Genomic DNA, 17,533 nt, shown 5'->3' on the forward strand with positions numbered 1-17,533 from the left:
ATTCTGTCTTATCTCATCCTTTTCTCTTGTTATCTGATCTATGGACAGCAAAAGGAAATTTGGTGGGATAGAGATTTGCCAAGATTAAAGTTAGCTATCCATTCATGACTACTTTGATGTTCGGGTAACATTTTTCCTAGCCCGAACACCTAGATTAAAAGCTATCAAACATAAAAAGAAACTTATGGGTTGGAATATAACTGCTACTTTTATCAAAAATATAGGAAATCTTGAAGTTAATATTGGGTTATTGGAATCGTTAGGGTTTCGAGGTTTCAAATACATTGGAGAAACAGATTTTAATATTGGTCCTGAAATAGGAGAAACCCATGTCACCATACAAAAGGGTAATTTGATTATTGCGAATGCAGATTTGTGTTGGCAATTTGCAAAACCAAAACAAAGTCCAACAGAACAAAAATTTCTTGCCAGGTTTCCCAATTCTGAAATAATTCAAATATCAGTGAGTCATGGACTTTCTTATTGCGTATTCCAAAACGGAAAAAAAATTAGGTTAAGAGAAGCTGGAGATGAAATTTATCAAGACGTTGGAAATGCTTTGCCTGAAGAAGTTTTTATAAGAACCCAACAACTTATCCCAAAAGAAGATTTAGCCGAAATGCGTCAAGATATGACAGAAGAAGAAATACAAAATCATATTGAGTCCGAAGTGACCTATGAAACCGCTTTTGAGCTAACAAAAAGAATATTTGGTAAAAGATACGATGAATTTGAATTGTCTGAATATGAAATGAAAGGATTAAAATTCATTAATCCATACGTAGCTTTGGAAAAAGATTACGGGAAGAAAGCTGAATTACAATTTGTACAATAAAAGTTTTACAACAACCTTATTGTTTATTGTTATTTTAAAGACAAACTATGAAAAAACAACTAAAACCCATTTTAATTATTGCCGGAACTCTCTTTGTTCTGTACCATATTTTAAGTTGGTCTAGGATTTTTACCATGTATAATAATCCTACTTTGGCAAATGAGCCTAATTTAAAACTTGGTTCTTTTATGTTTGCCACTAACTTAATAGCGGCAAAAAACGGCGATTTTGTTTGCTACCAATATCAAGATGAAGTGCTGGGTAAACATATAAGAGTTCATAGACTTTGCGCAATAGAAAATGATACCATTGAAATTAAAAATGGTATTCTTTTTATCAATGGAAAAAATGTAGATCAAGGATTGGATCTCGTTCACTATTATGAACTAACATCAGACGAGTTAAGTAAAATAAAAGACTCTAAAAATGTAAAGGAAAATCCTCATATTCTCAGTATAGACAAAAACAAAACACTGCTTCCTCTTGAAGATAGTTTTGCAAAATCAAATGGATTGACTACAAAAAGGTTAATTGAACAAAAGGGTAAAACGGATAATTCTATTCGTGAAACCTTTGGTCAAAATTGGAATAAAGACCATTTTGGTCCACTAATCGTCCCGAAAGATAAAATTTTTGTACTCGGAGATAATAGAGACAACTCTGAAGATTCAAGAAGGATTGGATTTATCAATAAATCAGATATTGTTGGAGTAATTATGAAGTAAATGGGAAACAAAAACTAAAAAAGTTTAACCAGTAATAACGTTGGCAAACAGTAAGGAATATGAAAATAGTAAGTCATCTAATTTTAGTTCTTCTTTGGGGAAACATTTTTGCTCAAGAACTAAAAACGATAGACACCAAAGTTTCTAGAAAATTAGATTTTGGACCCGAAGTCCAAAAAGAATGGGCAATTCGAGATAAAGCGATGAAGGATCTTGAAGAAAACACAAGATCTTGGGACCAACTAACCGAAAACGAACATTCAATACTTCAAAAGTATGGCGAAGTTTATGACAGTATGTGGGACGTAATTGGAGGAGGATGCAGTTGGTATTGCGGTGCAGGAGCATATCAAGTTACTACCTCATCTCAATTATCCTCGCAGGGAAACAACAATTACGAATCGAATAACCTAAGGGATTTTAGTTTTAAAACAGCATGGGTTGAGGGGGTTGACGGTTATGGTATTGGCGAGTATATTGAATACAGCTTCGAACCAACTCATCCAAGATTGACCAAAATAATCTTGGTAAATGGATATGTAAAAAGTAAAAAAGCCTGGAAAAATAACTCGAGAGTTAAAAAAATCAAGCTCTATCTCAATGATACCCCCTATGCAATTGTTAACCTGAAAGACATGTATGCCGAGCAATACATTGAGGTAGATCCCATTGGACATTCAGACAGAAAAGATGTTGAAAAATTAAAACAACAAAATAGGTTCACTCTCAAATTTGAAATTCTAGAAGTTTACAAAGGGGAAAAATATGAAGATACGGCAATAACAGAAATATACTTCGGTGGGCTTGATGTGCATTAAATGCATTTACTGACACCGAGTATCAGAACTGGCTACAGAATTCTTTTACTCAACAAATGTATGTAGGTGCTTTTTGCGTAGACATTAGAAATTCACCCGCATTCATTTCTTTAACAATAAGGGAAAGGATATATATTCTGATAACAAGCACTACCCTATACATGGCAATTAACCCTTAAAATCATATGATAAGAAATTTAACCATTCTAGTATTCTTTTTTGGTCTTTTTGTCAAGACCCATGCAGAAACCAGAACAATCCATGTTTTTGTAGCGTTATGCGATAATGAATTTCAAGGTATTGTACCAGTACCTGAAAAAATCGGAAATGGCAAAGACCCAAAATTGAATTTGTATTGGGGAGCTGGCTACGGAGTCAAATCTTTCTTTAAATTAAAAACTAAAAATTGGAAACTCGTAAGACAATCAAAACCTTCTAACCCTCTAATCTTAGACAGGTTGATGTTTAAGCATTCTACCGAAGATATATACCTGCTTGCAGATGCCTATGATGGAGAAAAAATAAAAACCTGTATCGAAGACTTTTTAAAAGCTTCAAATGCACAAAATGGATTTACAATAAAAGAAAACAACTTGGAACTCAATTTTGGAGGAGGTGCTGATTTAATAGCCTACGTAGGACATGACGGGCTGATGGATTTTGAAGTAAATATCACCTATAACAAAACGACCGAAAAGAAAAAAGACGTCATTATCTTGGCATGTTTTAGCAGAAACTATTTCTCTCCAGAAATAAGAAAAGCAAATGCCAATCCTATTTTATGGACTACGCATTTGATGGCTCCAGAAGCATACACATTAAAAGCAGCGATTGATGGTTGGATAAACAACGAAAATGGTCAACAAATAGATGAGAGGGCCGCTCAAGCGTATAATAAATATCAAAAATGCGGGATACGGGGTGCTCGAAATCTATTCACTACTGGATATAAAAACTAATCACAAACCGTGTAAGAATGCATCAAACCGTATTTTACACTAAACTGGGTTATTCTAATTAAGTATATGGGAAAGAAATTGGATTTTATTACTCCTGAACTAAAAAGTTTTATAGAAAATCAGAAAATCTTTTTTGTGGGCACTGCAGCAACCAATGGAAGAGTCAATGTGTCTCCAAAAGGAACAGATTCTTTTAGGGTTATTGATAAAAACAAAATAGTTTGGTTGAATTTAACGGGTAGTGGAAATGAAACTGCTGCACATGTAAGAATCAACAATAGAATGACTATCATGTTTTGTGCTTTTGAAGGAAAACCTTTGATTTTAAGGTTATATGGGATAGCACACATGTATCATAAAAGAGATCCTCAATTTCATCAATATTCCAACTTGTTCCCAGAAAATGTAGGGGCCAGACAAATTATAGAAATGGAAGTGGATCTGGTCCAAACTTCTTGTGGCTTTGCTGTACCATTTATGGATTTTAAACAAGAACGAACAACTTTAAATTCTTGGGCAGAAAAAAAGGGAGGGACAAAATCGAAGACTACTGGAGAGACAAAAACACAACAAGTATCGATGGTTTTGAAACCAAAATTTTTGACGATTAAAAGCTAAATGAACAATAGGAAGCGTTAAAAAAGAGAAAAATCACAAATGAAAAAAGTAGTTAAAGTAGCTTTATTCACCCCACTAACTCTGATTGTGTTGGTATTGGTATTTTTATCAATTACACATTCTCCAACGTATGTGTATCGACTTATAACAATGCATGTAGCCGATGTCTATGACTATAAAAACTTTGAAAACAGAGTCATCAAAGGCGCTAAAAACTTCGACAGTTTTGAAGAAAAATATGAAGAAACTTACGTAGAGTCTTTATTCGATGGTAGAGTTAAACAATCAGGCTTTACAAGCTTTGATGAATGGGTAGAAAAGTCGCAAACTACGGCACTAATTTTTATTCGAAAAGATACCATACTTTATGAAAAATACTTCAATGGATTCTCTAGAGATTCTTATTTCCATTCTCAATCGGTAGCAAAATCATTTATTTCTTTTTTAATAGGAGCTGCTATTGATGATGGTTTAATACAAAGTGTTGATGACCCGATGACCCAGTATATTCCAGAATTAATCCAACGAGATCCTCGTTTTGAAAAAATTACCATTAGAAACCTGCTCGAAATGCGTTCTGGACTCGAATACAACACAAGCTATCTCCCGGGAACAAACATTCATTCTCCCTGGCATGATGAAGCTGTTGGATACTACCATCCCAATGTTAGGAAGTTACTGCTCAAAAAGCTAGACATTGAGTCCGAACCTGGTAAAACATTTGAGTACAACAACTATAATACAAGTTATCTGGGTCTAATTATAGAACGAGCCACAGAAAAAACGGTGTCCAAATATCTGGAAGAAAAGCTATGGTCACAAATTATGGAGTACAATGCCTTGTTTTCTATAGACAGTAAAGATTCTGGTTTTGAATACATGCCCAGTAGGCTAATTGCAAGAGCAATAGATTATGCACGATTTGGTCGGCTTTTCCTAAAAATGGGAGATTGGAATGGCAATCAAATCATTTCGAAGGATTGGGTAATACAATCAACTCGAGAAGACACCACGATTTCTCGCGACAATTATCCTGATTGGTTAGGTCGCGGATGCAAACACACCTATTATTCTTATCAATGGTGGGGAAACGCCAATTGTGATGGTACTTTTCAATTTTTTGCCAACGGAAATCTAGGGCAAAACATTTACGTCATCCCTGATAAAGAAATCATTATTGTACATTGTGGAAATTCATTACAACATTATAGTAGTGACTGGGATTTAATGAGAATTGCCGAAAAGATGAGATAAGGGTACTCAACAAAAGCCAATGGATTTTTTGCAGATGAAATTTAGATATCCATGTATTTATCTTTAAAAGTAATCAGAAAGATATGAGCCAATATTATAAAATAGTGAATCTTGACAAAAAGGAATTTTTTCCGCCAGATGTTTTTAATGATGGATTGAAATTAGGAGCTATGATGAATGGGATACATTCTTATGTGATTGGTAGACTTTTGTTAGCCAATTTCGATATGAACACAACCATCTTAAAATTCCGATCTGGGTATTGGTCCGGGGATAGAATAGTAATCGTAGGAGATGAATCCGGCACTAATTTCTTTGGTTTACAAACAGAATTTAATCTAGAAAACTACAATCTTTTGAATGATTTAGTAATCTCAGAATTTGAAAATATTGGAGCAAAGTTATTGTTCTCTTTTATTGATGACAACAATTTCCGGAAGCTGATTTTAAAGCAGATTACAAATGATGATCAGTACTACGCCCAAATTGGGTTTTTGGTGCATCAATACTCAGACAACGCTAACGAATTAAAGAAATTTCTCGTTCAAAATTTCGGAAATCATTGGGAGAAAAAAGCTAAAGAAATTTGGGAGGATAAAAAAATGACCTTTATCCCATTAAATGCATAAAAAACACAACAGAATAAGATATTAATTCATTGTAGCTAAATCCCTTGCAGTTTTGTTACTTTGGCACTCAAGCGGAACTTCCACTTTAGAAGTTTTACAGATTCAAATTTTAAAAGTTATTAGTAATTAAATGACTGACCAAGAAATCAAGAATAGCATTTCTGACAAAGCACTTCGCTATGGAGTGCCTTCAGATCATTCGATGCTGTACGATGATTTGCCCGTAGCATTTAAAAATGATTTTGAAAAAATAATAGAAGGCCGAAATTTTGGTTACCCCATCGTAAAGTATGGACATCCCAATGGAAATTGGGTCATTATCGGAACCAAGGAAATATGCTGGCAAGATGATCAATTGCATTTTCTTCCTATCGGCGAATTGACATTTTTTAGTGTTCCAGAATCCGAACACAAAAGAGCGAAGGAAATTCAGCCCAATAGAATGATTCGAAAATTTGAATATGAAATATTAACAATAAACACTTTAGATGGAAGATCATTTAATATCTGGCTAAATAAAGGCGCGGATTATTATGGATTCTGGCATATGATAATAAGATTTTTGAATTGGAGAAAAGATAACAATACGCTACAAAGCAACTAGAATATTCTATGATTTATAAAAGTTATTCTTGAATACATTAAAAATGAAATTTGATTTAAAACCTCATGTCGGAGCTGGAAATATTAATTTTGGATCAACCCGAAAGGAGGTGCATTTAATTCTAGGTGCTCCTCAATATTCTTCAGAAAAAACAGTCATTGATTATGGCGAACTTTCAATACCTGCACCTGCCAAAGACGGCTATTTTGACAATGAGATTCAAATAACTTTTGACGAAAATAATGCAGTCGACTTTATAGAGTTTTCCGGTAAAAATGCGAAACACATAGAGGTGTATTTAAATGGAATTGAAGTTTTCAAAACTCCTGCTCAAAAACTGATCAAACAAATTACGGATACAACCAATGCGAAGTTTGATAAAGAGGAAAAAGAAATCCCATATTCTTATGTGTACCCATTAATTGACTTAGCCGTTTGGAGGCAGGTAATTCCTGAATTAGACGAAACCAAAGAAATCATTTCCGACTCCGACGAAGGTAAATACTTTTGGACCATAGCCATCGGTAAAAAGGGATATTATAAAAAAAGAGCATGAACTACATTTTGACAATTCTTACAGGACTTGTACTGGTAACAAGCTGTACCAATAGGACAAAACAGGGAGGAAAAAGAGAGTTGGTTCCAAATCCTGAGAAATATGTGCATGATGGATATTTTGAACAACCGGATACTCTCAAACCCAGATTCAAACCGGATACCGCTATAGGGCAAATAAGCCTGATCAATTCTGAAAATGTGGACACTTATCTTGGAGAAAATGTGATGGAGAAACTTGCGGATGAAGTAATTCCTTACTCAAATGTCATTTCAAGGGATTCAAAACAACAATTAACTTTTTATTTCCACCCTGGCAGAGTAAAAAAAGAATTTTCAGAATTCGAAGTGAGTTATCTTACTCGCAAAGACAGAAATGCTCGAGTGTTCAAAGAAAAAGAGTTCATTACCGAAAATGGGATAAAACTCGGTATGACTATGGGAGAATTTAGATCCATAAAAGGAGAACCAGATACTATAATCAATGGTAAAACAACCATCTTTCATTACCAGATTGATGACTTTGAAAATTCTGAGTTTTTAAAAAAATACAACATGCCAATTTATTATGCAGATTATAAATTTAAGAACGGCTATTTGAACGAATTTAGATTTGGATTTCAATATCCGTGAAAAAGTATATACTGCAACCAATATGATATATACGTTACAAGTAATTAAATAAAACATGAAACCTATAATCACGACTTTATTACTGACTCTATTCTTTTTGAAGGTAAGTTTTGCTCAAGATTCAAAATCAAATCATCTACCCTCTGATGGAAAGTATCGATATGATATTGCATTTGCAGAGTGGGGAGGCAAATCAATGGGAGAAAAAGTAACAGTAATTATTAATAAAGGAACGATAAAAGTCATTTATGAAGGTGATGGACAATTGACACTCACAAAAAAAGGTGAAATCTTAGATGAAGGTAAGTTATTACAACATAAATCTGGAGTATGGATAATAACTACAGACGAAAACGATATTAATGCAGAGGAAGTTGGTGGATGTTCAGACGGGCCTAGGGTCATCGACTTTGAAAAAATGAAATTCTGGATGTGCTAGAAAAACTATTCACCATTGGAACAAAAGTGATGAAATTAAAAAGTATCCTATCAAAATATCAAAAATACTTACTTGTAATTGCTATTGTAATATCTTCTATAGCTGTTTCGATACGATCTAGTGAGGGGGAAGTTAAATTAGTCTTACGCGATTATCCTTTCCTCATTTTCTTGATGGTAGTAATAAGCTCATTCTTAGTGATCATCTATATTCAGATAACCAAAAGAAAAATCGAAACGCTTTCGGATCAAATAAGGAATCAGTCCAAAACTAAAAGTGAAGAAATTGAGGTACTTCTACATGAATTAACGGGGAGGCAGCGAGAAGTTTATAATTTAATTCTTTCCGGAAAGACCAATAAAGAAATAATTTCCGAACTATTTATCGAACAAAGCACGCTGAAATCACATATTAATCAGATATACAAGAAGCTAAACATTAAAAGCAGGAATGAATTAAAATCAAGATTAAAAACCTAAAATTTTATCTCAGGGTATAAAATCAACCTTTTATCAACCCCGTATAACTTGTTCATATAGACACATCTCATGAAATTGCCGACAACAATTTTAATCAAAACTATATGTATATGAAAAGCAGTTTATTATACGTTTCCATGTTTCTAATCATCTTGTGTCTTCCTTTTAGTGGAGATGAAAATGAGATACGTTGGTTATGGTCAGATCTCATTGAGGTCCCTGTAACATTACTTTGTACTTCATTGACCTGTATCGCATTGTATTTGTTTCAAAAAGAATCAACACAAAAACGCACTAAGAATGGTGCAAAACCAAGTTTGAAAAGTAAACGACTGTAGTTATTTGTTTTTATAACTACTTAAGCTTGGTGGATCCAAATGCTAAATAAGGCCCTTAATAAGGTTTTTTTCATACGAATTCGTTATTTTTAAAGTTTAACTCCTGTTGTAACCCTAAATACACCTACTTTGAAAATTAAAAAATTCTGGAAACGAATTTTATTAGCACTACTCCTGATCCCCATAATAGTAGTGGGAGGGCTAATGCTATATATCCAGAGCAACCAATCCGAAATCATTAAAGGAGAGATCGCAAAGCTCAACCAGGAACATCAAGGTCTTATTCGTGTTGGTGAAAGTGAATTATCTCTTTTTGGCAATTTTCCGTATGTCTCTATCAAGGTTTATGATGTTGGCATTTTTGAAACTAAAGCAGACAATGCACCTGTTATCATGGATGTAAAAGACATCTACATTGGTTTTAACCTCATCGATATTGTAAAAGGAAACTACGACATTCAATCTTTAATTATAGAAGAGGGAGTATTAAATCTTGTTATTCACGAAAACAACACCACAAATATTCAGAACTCTTTGGCAAGTACCTCAGAAACAGAAACTCCTTCTACCAATATTCATCTTAAAAAAATAAAATTTAAAAACCTGGATATCCATACCCTGGATGAAGCCACCAACACAGATGTTGAAAAATTCATGTATGCCGGTACAGGTGGTTTTAGTCAAAAAGACAGCATCATTGCGGGGCATATTGACACTCATTTTGAATTAAATGTGATCAAAGATGGGGATACCACTTTTATCCATAATAAACACTTTGAAGTGCATACCGATGTTGTATTTAATGAATCTACCGGTATTCTCGACATACAACCCTCTGGTATTGCCATGGAAAATGGGGATTTTGAGTTAGAGGGATCTATCGACACCAAAAATGATGTAGACCTCGACCTTTCTATAAAAGGTACCAAGCCTAACTTTGATATGCTTATTGCCTTTGCTCCTACAGATGTAATCCCTGTTTTGGAAAAATATAGAAATGCTGGTGAGATCTATTTTAATGCTACTATCCAAGGGCCTGCCAACAAAGGGAACCGACCTTTTATCAATGCTAATTTTGGAGCTGGAAAAGCCTATTTGGAAAATACTCAAAGAGCAAAAAAGATAGATCATATGGGCTTCAACGGTCATTTTACCAATGGTGTCAATAGAGATGCCAGTACCATGGAATTCTCGCTAACCGATATGACGGCATCTCTGGAAAAAGGAGAGTTTGAAGGGTCTATTTTGGTAAAGAATTTTGAGTCCCCAGAAGTGGATATGAAAATCAATTCGAATTTCAACCTGGATTTTATTGCTGAGTTTTTTGAACTAGAGCAAGTACAGGAAGCATCAGGAGAAGTATCGTTGAAAATGAATTTTCATGATATTATCGATATTGACCATCCCGAAAAGGCATTGCAACAACTCAATCAAGCATACTTTACAGAATTGATTGTAAAAGACTTAAGTTTAATTTCTGAAGATCTTCCTGCTCCCCTTCACAATTTGAATATCAATTTGGTAATGAACGGCAAAGAAGCCACCTTGAATCAGTTTGAAATGTTGATGGGAAATTCGGATCTATCCATAAGTGGTTTTCTTTCGGACTTACCTGCAATAGTGCATCATACTGCAATCCCAGTAGAAACTCATTTGGATATAGCTTCTAAAAACCTTGATATTGCAGAATTAACTGGTTTCTCAAAACAGGATTCGACGCAAACCGGTGTCGATGAACAAATAAAAGACCTTAGTTTGGGACTTTCTTTTAAAGCTTCTGCCAAAGATTTTACAGAATCTGAATACTTACCCAAAGGGGAATTTTTTATCGATAGTTTATATGCAGACCTGAAACATTATCCGCATAATCTGCATGATTTTCATGCTGATGTATTAATCGATAACAAAGATTTGAAAATTGTGGACTTTACGGGTTATATAGACGATAGTGATTTTCATTTCGACGGGCTCATCCATGATTACGCGTTTTGGATGCAACCCGAATTGAACGGAGATGTAGATTTGGATATCAACCTCACTTCTAAGAAACTAAGACTAGAGGATGTCTTTTCGTATAAAGGAGAAAATTACGTCCCCAAAGAATACCGACATGAAGCTTTTGATGAATTGGCATTGCATTTTGCATCCAGTATGCATTATAAAGACTCTGCATTACATTCTATCGACTTGGCTCTAGACAAACTAGATACAAAAATGAAATTACACCCTTTGCGCTTTCACGACTTTAGGGGAAACATCCATTACGAAGACGAACATCTGGTGATCAAAGATTTTCATGGGGAAATAGGAGCCACCAATTTCAATTTTGCGTTGAACTATTACCTTGGGAAAGACCCACAAATAAAGAAAAGGGACAATTACTTCGAGTTAAAAGCAAATTATATCGACTTTGATGCCCTGTTTAATTTCGATTTAAATCCACCAAAATCTACAGCGGCTGTGGCTTCAAAAACTGCAGATGTAAAAGAACATGCAGAGGCCTTCAACTTATACGAATTGCCATTTACAGATATGCAATTTAAAGCAGATATTGCTCATTTTATTTATCATCGAATAGATCTCCAAAATATCAAAGCAGATTTAAGAACTACTCCAGATCATTACATCTATATTGATACTTTACATATGGATGCAGCGGGAGGAAATATTCGATTAAATGGATATTTTAACGGTAGTGATCCTAAACATATCTACATGCAGCCGGATTTGGTGATGAACAATGTGGATTTGGATAAATTACTATTCAAATTCGAGAATTTTGGACAAGATCATCTCGTTTCAGAAAATTTACAAGGGAAACTCACCTCCAGAATCAAAGGAAAAATCAGAGTATACCCAGATATGGTACCAGATCTGGATCAATCTACCTTAGAAATGGATGTAAAAGTATTGAACGGAAGATTAAAAAATTACGACCCTATGCTAGCACTTTCAGACTATATGGGAGATCGAAATCTGCAGAACATTCGGTTTGACACCTTGCAAAACAGCTTGGATATCAAGAAAGGAAAGATTACCATTCCTGCGATGACCATCGAGTCCACTTTGGGTCATATGGAATTATCTGGCACTCATGACAACAATCAAAATATCGATTATTATTTACGTATTCCCTGGAAAACAGTACGCAAAGCCGCCTGGCAAAAATTATTCGGAAACAAGAAAAATGATTCCATCAGTACCGGGCAAGAAGATGAGATTGTCGAAGTAGATCCCAACGAAAAAATAAAATACCTCAACCTCAAGATTAAAGGGAATATAGATGACTACAAGGTATCCTTAGGAAAGAAAAAAGAAAAGTAACATTTTTCATTGCCCCCGAGCAAATATTTTGATGTTGTCTATCCAACAAAAAATCTGAAAAGAATCACTTTATATGAATAAAAGAAATTGCATTGAGATCGATAACAAGACAGTTAGGAAACGTAAGGGGTCTCCTATCTTTTTTATAATGTTTCTTCTATTACTTTCTTTTCTTCATCAAGCAGTAGCACAATCATCAGATTCGATCACGACAACAGAAGTGACCTTCGAGAGTGAAGGAGTTACCCTGGCAGGCACCTTATATGCTCCCAAACAACCTGATGCTGCTGTAGTGATTGTACACGGCTCTGATCGTGTTCCCCGAATGCCTCAGTTTGCTGAGTTATTAGCCAAAAACAACTTGTTGGTCCTCACTTATGATAAACGTGGAGTTGGAGCATCTGGTGGAGTGTATGCGGGTCCCGAAGTGGGCACTAACAATATCAGTACAGATAATTTAACGCTATTAGCAAAAGATGCAAACGCCGCTGCGCAAATCATTCATCAACATCACAACAATGTACCAATAGGTTTGGTAGGTTTTAGTCAGGCAGGGTGGATCATCCCCATTGCTGCCCACAATAACCCACTGATTGAATTCATGGTGTTATTTAGTTGCCCTACCATTACCACACTCGAACAACTGAGATTTCAGTTTTATACCAATGGAAGAACCAATTTTTGGGAAAATCATACCGAAAAAGATGCACGTTATCATATCAAAAATGATCCCGATCAATATCAATTTACTGCTACGGATCCAAAAGACATGTTGAGCAAACTTTCAATTCCGGGATTATGGTTATTTGGCGAAAAAGACATTCAAATCCCTGTAAAAATGGGTATGGAACATTTAAACACCTTTAAAGCGCAAGGCAAACCGTTTGAATATGCACTTTTCCCAACATTGGGGCACAATACTGCTTTTGCAGATACGACAGAACCGGTTGATATTTCTATTCATTGGATACAACAAAAGGTTTTGAAGATTAAAAAAATGCGAGATAAAGAATAAAAATCCATTATCAATTTTGAAAAAATATCTATCCTCATTTTACGAAGTAAATGAACCCATTCTGGAGTCGTATATCTCTAATTGGTCGGCATGTACTGTACCCAAAAAGACGATCATCAGCGAATCCGGAAAAACGGAACGATACCTGTATTTTGTAGAAGAGGGGATTCAAAAATCATATTACTTAAATGATGGCAAACAGCATGTGATGTTTTTTGCATATGCACCTTCCTTTAGTGGTGTTGTCGAATCTTTTCTCACACAAACGCCTTCAAAATACTACCTGGAAACTATTACAGATAGCGAGTTGCTGCGCATACCTTTTGCCAAACATGCCGAATGGATACAAAAGCATAGAGAATTGGAGACACTCTTCAGAAAAATTACCGAATCTTTTTTACTGGGAATCATTGAACGACATCATGAATTAATGGCTTTTAATGTGGAGACTCGTTTTAGAAATTTTGCACAAAGAAGTCCTCATTTGCTCAATATGGTTCCTCAAAAAGATATCTCCTCTTACTTGCGAATAGACCCTACCAATTTCAGCAAATTAATCAACTCAATCAACATCTAGAAATCTTGGTTTTTACCAAGATCTAGCTTGAAGACGTTTTAGAACTTTGTCATCATATCAATGACAAAAAAAGAAAACTATGACAAATCAAGAAATTGTAATCCAATTCTTAAACGGCTTCAATGACCCTCAACGTATTCATGAATCTTTGGCTTTACTGGCAGATCATTATCGATTCAAAAACCCTATGGTAGCGCTTAATGATAAAACCGAATTTATCGCATTAGCTACTGAAATGGGTAAAGTATTAACAGGTGTAAAACTGATCAGTACTGCCCAAAATGAAGATTGGGTAGCTACGTATTACGAATTTCAATCCTCTATCCCAGGTTTGGAAAGTAATCTTGCTTCAGAATGGTTTCGATTGGAAAAGGGCATCATTCAAGAGTCCATTTTGATTTACGATGCCTCCAAATGGCGAAAAGTGTATGAGCAAATGAAAGCATAGAACCATTGCTGATCAATTACAAATGCAATAGCGGTTTGAGTTTATGATCAAACCGCTATTTTGTTTATTTAATTATCTTGGCAGACCAGAAGTTAAATCGCATCTATCCAAAACTTGTTATGTATCATTCCAAAAATATGTTGATCAAAAAATATACTCCCGAGTGGATTACAAATTTTACCGATTTAAAAAATGAAATTGCAAAGGGCTTAAGCGGGTTGGCATATCATATAGAACATGTGGGGAGTACCTCGGTTCCTAATTTGGATGCAAAAGATATCATCGATATGGATATCATCTATGAGCTTGAATCAGAATTTGAGAAAATAAAGGCAGGATTACTTAAAATTGGATATTACCATAACAGGAACCAAGGCATTGAACAGCGTGAGGTTTTTAAACGAACAGGAGCGTTCAAAAATGAAGTTCTGGATAATATAACACACCATCTTTATGTTTGCCCTGCAAACAGCAAAGCCTTAGAACGACATATTTTGTCCAGAAATTATCTAAGAAAAAATGAGTGGGCAAGATTGAAATATCAAGAGATCAAGTATGAACTTGCAGAAAAAGCCGATCAAAATAAAACCATCTATGCCGAATTGAAGGAGCGTTATGTAAATGAATTCATAGATCTCATCATTAAAAAGGAAAAACAAACACACGAAAAAAGATTGTAACCAGTGAAGAAAAAATCTTTGGTAATAACAATCAAGCCAGGAAATAGGTAACATTTTATCTTCTTACGATACCTATGTATTAAACATTAGTTGCAATTCCAAAATGAGTAGAGTACGAAATTTCCTGACTGAGTTAGACGATTATGAATTGGCATATTTTGCCAAATTCAAATTGCTGACGTATATGAAAGCAACTCAGTTGGAAATACAAGCATATTTGACAGAAAGAAATCTAACCGAATCCAAAATGGAACAGCTAATTGCTGAACATCGACATGCAACATTAGATGACGAAAAAGAAAGATGCCCTAGATGTTATTCTGACAAAATCAGAAAAGATCAGGTAGAATGGACCGACACAGCAGGTAAAATTGGATATGCAGATGAGATTGCAACACTAGATGGTCTAGCTGGACGTGCAACCTATACCGATCAAGCGATTTGCAATGTTTGTGGGTTTTGGCTATCTGATCCAAATCATGAGAAAGGAAAATCCATTTTGAAAACGATTTGGGAGTATCTGACCAGCAATTCCTTAGGAACGTAAAAATAAAGATTAGCACACGGGCTATGAGCCTTGTACAAGAAATGGAATTCGTAACGATTTCCCTATCTTGGTGCTTGAGTGATATATTTCCAATATACCTAACTTATACAATCGAAACAGACAATCATTATGAAATACGACGATCATTTTAAAATTTCTTGCGAAAAAAGAGACAACTATTGGAAAAGTATTGGAGAACCTTTTTCTGATGTTGTAGGGAACATGATTAATCCATCCTTTATGGGAGGTCCCAGATGGCCGTCTATGAGACAAGCGCATATCGGAGTTCAAACCGATCAGGGAACGATTATCGCTACCGATGGGTTGAGCGATCCTTATGATGACTTCGATACCAACGCAGACAATCAAGGTTATAATGGTATTGGAATTGAGTTGTATACCATAACGGACAATAAGTACACCAGCATTCAAGAGATCATTGATTCCTGGGAGTTTAAAATTTTAAGGCAAGTAAGCAGTATGGCGGCTTCCAATCCAAATATCTCCTATATGCTGAATGACTATACCTACCTGTCTTCGGCTGTAAGCGGAGATGGCTTACCGAGTGCCTTCTTAGGAAAAAATGGAGAGGCCGGTGTTTTAATGGGATTAAAAACCAACGAAGTTTCAGATAAAATTCAATTAAGTATTGAAGAGGTAATGTTGGTCAATGTAGTTCTTTTAACCAAGAAAGAGCTAGCATATATTATGCAAAATGGCGCCAAAGGTAGAATTGAAGTTGCAGAAAAATTGATGGAACAAGGCTATTACAAATTATTAAACGATAGGCCGTCGGTGGTATAAACTAGGTAACTAACAATTAATTATCAGAAGTAATTGTTTCTCCACTTGTGGGGATATGAATACTATTATATCTGGTACTCATTGTTATTTTTACCTAGATACTCATGGCGAAATTCTGTAAAGGGTTTCAAACGACATACATTATACTTTGTGAACCATTAAACAAGAAAGTCTACATGAAAAATTTGATTTTGAGATTTGCGCTCCCATTAACCTTTATTTCATTTGCGCTCATAACAAAATGGTGGTACGGAGTCGTAATCGATGGACCAGATGTATTTTTGTATGGATTCCCTATGATTTATAAATGTTCGGCATTCCATACTTCATTGGCTACACAGTACTTTTTATTAGAACTAATCGTTAATCTAGTAACTTACTTTGCTTTTTGGTTAATCATCGGTGTATTCATCAATAAAATTTGGACGATTCACATTCCACGTAAAATTTCTATCCTATTTTGGATAGGGTGTTCTCTGGTTATTACTGGAACCTTGTTTATATCATATGAATTTAATGATGTGTATCTAACGAAACGTGACTTTGAAGTCAAAATATTTGATAGCGGTTGCTCCATACTCGAACAAACTCCTGACAGAGAAAAATACCTCAAGGAAGTACAAGAATGGTTTGAGAAATAAAACATAACAAATAGAAATCAAATACAAAATGCCTAATACTTTTCCCATTTTAAAATCCGAACGTGTAACCTTAAGACAATTTGCACCGTCAGATATAGAAAACGTTTTTAAAGGACTTTCTCATCCTGATATTATAAAATATTACGGAGTTAGTTTTGATAGCCTGGAGGCAACAAAAGAGCAGATGATTTGGTTTGCTGACCTCGAAAAAAACGAAAAGGGTATTTGGTGGGCAGTTTGCTCAAAAGATGATGGAAAATTTCTGGGAGCAGGAGGACTAAACGATCTGAGTACAAGCAATAAAAAGGCAGAAATTGGGTTTTGGTTGTTACCAGAACATTGGGGCAAAGGATTAATGACAGAAACCATGCCCCTCATCCTAAAATACGCTTTTGACACCCTTGGGTTACACAGAATTGAAGGTTTTGTAGAAACAGAAAACCTGAATTGTAAAAAAGCATTGGCAAAACTTCAATTCAATTTAGAAGGTACTATGCAAGACTGTGAGGTTAAGAACGGAGCATTTATCAGTATCGATATTTATGCAAAATTAGCAGATAAGTAAAGTGTATTGCAAGGTATCGGTTAGTGTAAAAACAGAAAAATTAGGC

22 protein-coding genes are annotated in these 17,533 nt (G+C 35.0%); all 22 read left to right on the plus strand.

The genetic code is table 11. From position 1 onward, the window contains the following. Window positions 1-184 precede the first annotated feature (184 nt). The 22 genes from AC0L3Q_RS22465 (at window position 185) to AC0L3Q_RS22570 (ending at window position 17,487) form a co-directional block, all read left to right on the plus strand. On the plus strand, window positions 185-835 hold the full coding sequence (locus tag AC0L3Q_RS22465) for a hypothetical protein (RefSeq protein WP_473283115.1): 651 nt from the start codon (window positions 185-187) through the stop codon (window positions 833-835). A gap of 47 nt (window positions 836-882) precedes the next feature. Continuing rightward, a complete protein-coding gene (lepB, locus tag AC0L3Q_RS22470; protein ID WP_473283116.1) occupies window positions 883-1,560 on the plus strand; it encodes a signal peptidase I in 678 nt (225 codons plus the stop codon). A gap of 59 nt (window positions 1,561-1,619) precedes the next feature. Further along, window positions 1,620-2,378 (plus strand): NADase-type glycan-binding domain-containing protein, encoded by a 759-nt coding sequence (locus tag AC0L3Q_RS22475; RefSeq protein ID WP_473283118.1) that lies wholly within the window; start codon window positions 1,620-1,622, stop codon window positions 2,376-2,378. A 185-nt stretch (window positions 2,379-2,563) separates the two neighbouring features. After that, window positions 2,564-3,337 carry a hypothetical protein gene (locus AC0L3Q_RS22480; protein ID WP_473283120.1) on the plus strand — a complete coding sequence of 258 codons (774 nt, stop codon included), beginning with the start codon at window positions 2,564-2,566 and terminating at the stop codon, window positions 3,335-3,337. Window positions 3,338-3,403: 66 nt separating this feature from the next. After that, the gene (locus AC0L3Q_RS22485) at window positions 3,404-3,955 is read left to right on the plus strand and encodes a pyridoxamine 5'-phosphate oxidase family protein (protein ID WP_473283122.1); all 552 of its coding nucleotides are present in this window, start codon (window positions 3,404-3,406) and stop codon (window positions 3,953-3,955) included. 39 nt (window positions 3,956-3,994) lie between these two features. Further along, window positions 3,995-5,209 carry a serine hydrolase domain-containing protein gene (locus AC0L3Q_RS22490; protein ID WP_473283124.1) on the plus strand — a complete coding sequence of 405 codons (1,215 nt, stop codon included), beginning with the start codon at window positions 3,995-3,997 and terminating at the stop codon, window positions 5,207-5,209. An 83-nt stretch (window positions 5,210-5,292) separates the two neighbouring features. Beyond that, complete coding sequence (locus AC0L3Q_RS22495; protein WP_473283126.1) at window positions 5,293-5,838, plus strand: hypothetical protein; 546 nt, start codon at window positions 5,293-5,295, stop codon at window positions 5,836-5,838. Window positions 5,839-5,968: 130 nt separating this feature from the next. Beyond that, window positions 5,969-6,442, plus strand: a complete 474-nt coding sequence (locus AC0L3Q_RS22500; RefSeq protein WP_473283128.1) for a hypothetical protein — start codon at window positions 5,969-5,971, stop codon at window positions 6,440-6,442. A gap of 43 nt (window positions 6,443-6,485) precedes the next feature. Then, complete coding sequence (locus AC0L3Q_RS22505) at window positions 6,486-6,998, plus strand: hypothetical protein (protein ID WP_473283129.1); 513 nt, start codon at window positions 6,486-6,488, stop codon at window positions 6,996-6,998. After that, on the plus strand, window positions 6,995-7,630 hold the full coding sequence (locus AC0L3Q_RS22510) for a hypothetical protein (RefSeq protein ID WP_473283131.1): 636 nt from the start codon (window positions 6,995-6,997) through the stop codon (window positions 7,628-7,630). The genes AC0L3Q_RS22505 and AC0L3Q_RS22510 overlap by 4 nt, the downstream gene beginning before the upstream one ends. Window positions 7,631-7,685: 55 nt before the next feature. Continuing rightward, window positions 7,686-8,069, plus strand: coding sequence for a hypothetical protein (locus AC0L3Q_RS22515; RefSeq protein WP_473283133.1), 384 nt, complete (start codon window positions 7,686-7,688; stop codon window positions 8,067-8,069). Further along, a complete protein-coding gene (locus AC0L3Q_RS22520; RefSeq protein WP_473283135.1) occupies window positions 8,063-8,548 on the plus strand; it encodes a response regulator transcription factor in 486 nt (161 codons plus the stop codon). The genes AC0L3Q_RS22515 and AC0L3Q_RS22520 overlap by 7 nt, the downstream gene beginning before the upstream one ends. Before the next feature lie 110 nt (window positions 8,549-8,658). Beyond that, window positions 8,659-8,886, plus strand: a complete 228-nt coding sequence (locus AC0L3Q_RS22525) for a hypothetical protein (protein ID WP_473283136.1) — start codon at window positions 8,659-8,661, stop codon at window positions 8,884-8,886. A 129-nt stretch (window positions 8,887-9,015) separates the two neighbouring features. Beyond that, window positions 9,016-12,210: an AsmA family protein gene (locus AC0L3Q_RS22530; protein ID WP_473283138.1), complete on the plus strand. Its 3,195-nt coding sequence runs from the start codon at window positions 9,016-9,018 to the stop codon at window positions 12,208-12,210. A gap of 148 nt (window positions 12,211-12,358) precedes the next feature. Then, window positions 12,359-13,225 (plus strand): alpha/beta hydrolase family protein, encoded by an 867-nt coding sequence (locus tag AC0L3Q_RS22535; RefSeq protein WP_473283140.1) that lies wholly within the window; start codon window positions 12,359-12,361, stop codon window positions 13,223-13,225. Window positions 13,226-13,241: 16 nt separating this feature from the next. Continuing rightward, window positions 13,242-13,802 carry a Crp/Fnr family transcriptional regulator gene (locus tag AC0L3Q_RS22540; protein ID WP_473283142.1) on the plus strand — a complete coding sequence of 187 codons (561 nt, stop codon included), beginning with the start codon at window positions 13,242-13,244 and terminating at the stop codon, window positions 13,800-13,802. A gap of 79 nt (window positions 13,803-13,881) precedes the next feature. Continuing rightward, the gene (locus AC0L3Q_RS22545; RefSeq protein ID WP_473283143.1) at window positions 13,882-14,250 is read left to right on the plus strand and encodes a hypothetical protein; all 369 of its coding nucleotides are present in this window, start codon (window positions 13,882-13,884) and stop codon (window positions 14,248-14,250) included. A gap of 119 nt (window positions 14,251-14,369) precedes the next feature. After that, window positions 14,370-14,930, plus strand: coding sequence for a GrpB family protein (locus tag AC0L3Q_RS22550; protein WP_473283145.1), 561 nt, complete (start codon window positions 14,370-14,372; stop codon window positions 14,928-14,930). Between the two features lie 103 nt (window positions 14,931-15,033). Then, window positions 15,034-15,477, plus strand: a complete 444-nt coding sequence (locus AC0L3Q_RS22555) for a hypothetical protein (protein ID WP_473283147.1) — start codon at window positions 15,034-15,036, stop codon at window positions 15,475-15,477. A gap of 129 nt (window positions 15,478-15,606) precedes the next feature. Next, entirely contained in the window at window positions 15,607-16,281 is a 675-nt protein-coding gene (locus tag AC0L3Q_RS22560; RefSeq protein WP_473283149.1) for a hypothetical protein, read from the plus strand. A 176-nt stretch (window positions 16,282-16,457) separates the two neighbouring features. Beyond that, on the plus strand, window positions 16,458-16,922 hold the full coding sequence (locus tag AC0L3Q_RS22565) for a hypothetical protein (protein WP_473283151.1): 465 nt from the start codon (window positions 16,458-16,460) through the stop codon (window positions 16,920-16,922). A gap of 28 nt (window positions 16,923-16,950) precedes the next feature. Then, complete coding sequence (locus tag AC0L3Q_RS22570; protein WP_473283153.1) at window positions 16,951-17,487, plus strand: GNAT family N-acetyltransferase; 537 nt, start codon at window positions 16,951-16,953, stop codon at window positions 17,485-17,487. The last annotated feature ends 46 nt before the right edge of the window (window positions 17,488-17,533 follow it).

Source organism: Aquimarina sp. KJ22-3, from assembly GCF_055808215.1.

Bases quoted from the DNA above. Each gene is read 5' to 3' on its own strand.
- AC0L3Q_RS22515 (WP_473283133.1), top strand. From the start codon at position 7,686: ATGAAACCTATAATCACGACTTTATTACTGACTCTATTCTTTTTGAAG.
- AC0L3Q_RS22550 (WP_473283145.1), top strand. From the start codon at position 14,370: ATGTATCATTCCAAAAATATGTTGATCAAAAAATATACTCCCGAGTGG.
- AC0L3Q_RS22495 (WP_473283126.1), top strand. From the start codon at position 5,293: ATGAGCCAATATTATAAAATAGTGAATCTTGACAAAAAGGAATTTTTT.
- AC0L3Q_RS22480 (WP_473283120.1), top strand. From the start codon at position 2,564: ATGATAAGAAATTTAACCATTCTAGTATTCTTTTTTGGTCTTTTTGTC.
- AC0L3Q_RS22475 (WP_473283118.1), top strand. From the start codon at position 1,620: ATGAAAATAGTAAGTCATCTAATTTTAGTTCTTCTTTGGGGAAACATT.
- AC0L3Q_RS22490 (WP_473283124.1), top strand. From the start codon at position 3,995: ATGAAAAAAGTAGTTAAAGTAGCTTTATTCACCCCACTAACTCTGATT.
- AC0L3Q_RS22510 (WP_473283131.1), top strand. From the start codon at position 6,995: ATGAACTACATTTTGACAATTCTTACAGGACTTGTACTGGTAACAAGC.
- AC0L3Q_RS22555 (WP_473283147.1), top strand. From the start codon at position 15,034: ATGAGTAGAGTACGAAATTTCCTGACTGAGTTAGACGATTATGAATTG.
- AC0L3Q_RS22565 (WP_473283151.1), top strand. From the start codon at position 16,458: ATGAAAAATTTGATTTTGAGATTTGCGCTCCCATTAACCTTTATTTCA.
- AC0L3Q_RS22500 (WP_473283128.1), top strand. From the start codon at position 5,969: ATGACTGACCAAGAAATCAAGAATAGCATTTCTGACAAAGCACTTCGC.
- AC0L3Q_RS22505 (WP_473283129.1), top strand. From the start codon at position 6,486: ATGAAATTTGATTTAAAACCTCATGTCGGAGCTGGAAATATTAATTTT.
- AC0L3Q_RS22560 (WP_473283149.1), top strand. From the start codon at position 15,607: ATGAAATACGACGATCATTTTAAAATTTCTTGCGAAAAAAGAGACAAC.
- AC0L3Q_RS22535 (WP_473283140.1), top strand. From the start codon at position 12,359: ATGTTTCTTCTATTACTTTCTTTTCTTCATCAAGCAGTAGCACAATCA.
- AC0L3Q_RS22485 (WP_473283122.1), top strand. From the start codon at position 3,404: ATGGGAAAGAAATTGGATTTTATTACTCCTGAACTAAAAAGTTTTATA.
- lepB (WP_473283116.1), top strand. From the start codon at position 883: ATGAAAAAACAACTAAAACCCATTTTAATTATTGCCGGAACTCTCTTT.
- AC0L3Q_RS22465 (WP_473283115.1), top strand. From the start codon at position 185: ATGGGTTGGAATATAACTGCTACTTTTATCAAAAATATAGGAAATCTT.
- AC0L3Q_RS22525 (WP_473283136.1), top strand. From the start codon at position 8,659: ATGAAAAGCAGTTTATTATACGTTTCCATGTTTCTAATCATCTTGTGT.
- AC0L3Q_RS22570 (WP_473283153.1), top strand. From the start codon at position 16,951: ATGCCTAATACTTTTCCCATTTTAAAATCCGAACGTGTAACCTTAAGA.
- AC0L3Q_RS22545 (WP_473283143.1), top strand. From the start codon at position 13,882: ATGACAAATCAAGAAATTGTAATCCAATTCTTAAACGGCTTCAATGAC.